Annotated in this window: 2 protein-coding genes; both read right to left on the bottom strand. The window is 71.1% G+C overall.

Annotation, left to right across the window (positions count from 1 at the left end):
- Positions 1 to 954 (bottom strand): hypothetical protein (locus WA805_RS12490; protein WP_425242413.1); only part of this gene is annotated, 954 nt, incomplete at its 3' end.
- Between the two features lie 184 nt (positions 955 to 1,138).
- On the bottom strand, positions 1,139 to 3,092 hold a 1,954-nt coding region (locus WA805_RS12485; RefSeq protein WP_425242412.1), incomplete at its 5' end, for an ATP-binding cassette domain-containing protein.

Genomic DNA, 3,092 nt, shown 5'->3' with positions numbered 1-3,092 from the left:
GGTCAGCCCCACCGCCCGCAGCACCAGGAGTTCCGCCACCGCGGCCGAGGCGTACCTGGCCACCGACTGGCCGACGAGGACCAGCGCGGCGACCAGCGCCGCGAGCCCGAACGCGAGCAGGCAGGCTGCCTCGTACCCGGTCACCTTCCTGGCGGTATCGCCGATCCAGATGTTCTCGTCGAGCACGTCGATGTCGGACCGCCCGGTCACCCGGGCGAGATCTGCGCGGAACGCCGGGATCGCGGCCTCGCCGCCAGCCAGCCGGATCAGGCCGTTGATGTAGGTCGGGCTGTTGCTTGTGTTCGTGCCCATGATGTCGGCGCGGTACCGGGTAAGCAGCGCGTACGTCGGGATCACCCCGCCGCTGTCGCCCACGTTGTCGAGCCCGAACGGGGACTTGATAACGCCGACGATGCGTACCGTAACCCGCGGGCCGGCCGGCGGGGTCTGACTCGCGTCGATGGCGGCGGCGGCCTGGGCGGGCGTGGACAGGCGCAGGGTCAGGATGTCGCCGACCTGCTTGTGGTGGGCGGTCAGGAAGTGCGGGGTGACGACCGCCTCGTCCGCCCGGCCGGGGCTGGCCATCCGGCCCGCCAGCACCACCGGGCGTTCCACGGTCTGGAGCGCGTCCGCGTTCGCCGGCGGGAAGCCGAGGTCCACGCCGTCCATGCCCTCCACCGCGGCCCCGTAGTAGACGGCGAACAGCCCGAGCGCGCTGACCTCGGGGAGCGCTCTGACCTTCGCCCAGTCGAAGCCGGGCTGGTTCGGCAGCACGACGACGGTCGCGGGCAGCGTCCGCGCCCACAGCCGGCCGAAGGCCGTGTCGCCGCGCCTGGCCCCGGCCACCGCGGTCAGCACGACGCCGGCGGACAGCGCGACGAGCAGCGCGAGCACGACCAGCGACCGCCAGCGTCGTCGAAGGTCCAGTCGCAGCCACGTCAGCGCCATCCCCATGCGGCTCCCCCGCCCCCCAGCCGGTCCGCGGACTCGTCGCGGAGTCCGTGGTTCAAGCTATACGGGCACTGGCGGCACCGGACAATGGTGGCGGCAGCCACTGTGATGAAGTGGTAGCCCTACCTCGCCCCGATCGAGAGTCATCAGAGTGCGGAGTCAGCCGCGTACGTTCCGGATAATGCTTTTACGCTTTTTCCGCGGTTTCCGCAGCCGCCCCTTCGTCAGCGGCCCCTTCCAGGTCGGCGCTGTCCTCGCCCAGGTAGGCCGCGATGACCCGCGGGTCCCGGCGGACGACCTCGGGCGTGCCCTCGGCGATGACCTTGCCGAACTCGAGCACCACCACCCGGTCGCAGATGCCGAGGACCAGGCCCATGTCGTGCTCGATGAGGAGCATCGACTGGCCCTGATCGGCGAGGCGGCGCAGGGTGACGCCCAGCTCTTCGCTCTCGGTGCTGTCCAGGCCGGCGGCCGGCTCGTCCAGGCAGAGCAGCGTGGGCTTGGCGACCAGGGCGCGGGCGACGCCGACGAGCTTGCGCTGCCCGGAGGACAGCTGGGTAGGCATCGCCCCGGCCGCCCAGTCCATGCCGACTACGGCGAGCGTCTCGCTGACGGCCTCCTCGCTGACCGTGCCCTCGCGGGAGGCGACCGTGAGGTTCTCCGCGACGTTCAGGTCATCGAACAGCTCGGTGGTCTGCCAGGTGCGGGACAGGCCGGCCCTGGCGCGGTCGTAGGGCGGCAGGCCGTGCAGGTCATGCTCGCCGAGCCGGACGGTTCCCGCGCTGGTCACGAAGCCGGAGATGGCGTCGATGAGGGTGGTCTTGCCGGCGCCGTTCGGGCCGATGAGCCCGACGAGCTCGCCCTCGCGGACGTTGAGCGACACCTCCGACAGCGCATGCACGCCGCCGAACCGCACGGACAGGCCTTCGACCGTGAGGGCGGCCGGATGGCCCGACAGGTCGGGGCGCGCCGTGCGCGGCACGAGATGCTCGCGGGTCGCGGCGTCCACCTGCGGAGCGTGGACCTGCGGCCGCTTGTGCAGGCGGCGGTAGAGGTCGCCGGCCACGCCTTCCGGGTTCTGCAGCAGCGTGAAGATCAGCAGGACGCCGCCGACCAGCAGGAACCAGTTCCCGTCCAGGCCGAACCACTTTTGGAGGGCGTACGGGATCAGCGCCTGGGCGGAGATCAGGCCCGCGAACACCGCGCCAGAGATGAGCGTGATGCCGCCCGCGTAGGCGAACGCGATCAGCGATAGCGCGGTGAAGGCGTCGAACCTGTCGGCGCTCACCGAGCCGAAGTTGTAGGCGTACAGGCATCCGGCGACGCCCGCGATGAGGGCCGCGATGATGAACGCGTACAGCTTTACGGTCCGCGGGTTGATCGCGGCGGCGGCCGCCGCGCGCTCGTTGGAACGGACGGCAAGCATCCGCTGGCCGAGCTTGCCGCGCCGCAGGTAACCGACGCCGAGGCAGGCGAGCAGCACGCAGAGCAGCACGACCCAGCCGAAGACGGGGCTTGGCTGGTTGCCGTCGATGCCGCGGAACCCGGCGTTCGGGCCGAAGTCCACGCCGAACCAGTGCATCTCCGGCACCGGCGAGCCGAGTCCGCCGCCGCCCCAGGTCGGGTTCTGGAAGCCGAAGTTGTCGATGGCCACGGCGCCGGCCAGGGTAACGACCGAGAGGCTGGTGCCGCGTACCCGGACGGCGGAAATCGCGGTGAGGATGCCGAGGGCGACGGCGACCGCGATGCCCGCGAGCGCCGCGAGCGGGAAGGTGATGCCGAAGTTGCTCGCCATGTGCGAGATCGTGAAGCCGGCGGCGCCCGCCAGGGCGAGCTGGATGATCGAGATCTGGCCGACGAAGCCGGTGATGATGACGAGCGACAGCGCCAACAGGATGCCGATCAGCGTGTTGATCAGCGCGTTGCGGAAGTCAAACGGGAACACGACGAGCAGGATCGCGGCCCCGCCGCCGAAGATCAGCGCGGAACGGAACAGGTGCTGCGGCCGCGGCGCTTGCGGCAGCCTGGTCTCCTGCACCTCGCCGCGGCCGGGAATGCTGCGCCCGCGCCAGAACAGCACGCCGATGATGATGAGGAACGCGAGCAGGTCCGTCGTGCCGGGAATCGCGACGCCGCCGGAC

The organism is Trebonia sp. (genome assembly GCF_049794275.1).
Taxonomy (GTDB): domain Bacteria; phylum Actinomycetota; class Actinomycetes; order Streptosporangiales; family Streptosporangiaceae; genus Trebonia.
Note: the sequence above shows the minus strand (reverse complement) of the source record. Positions and strands in the feature narration are given on the sequence as shown.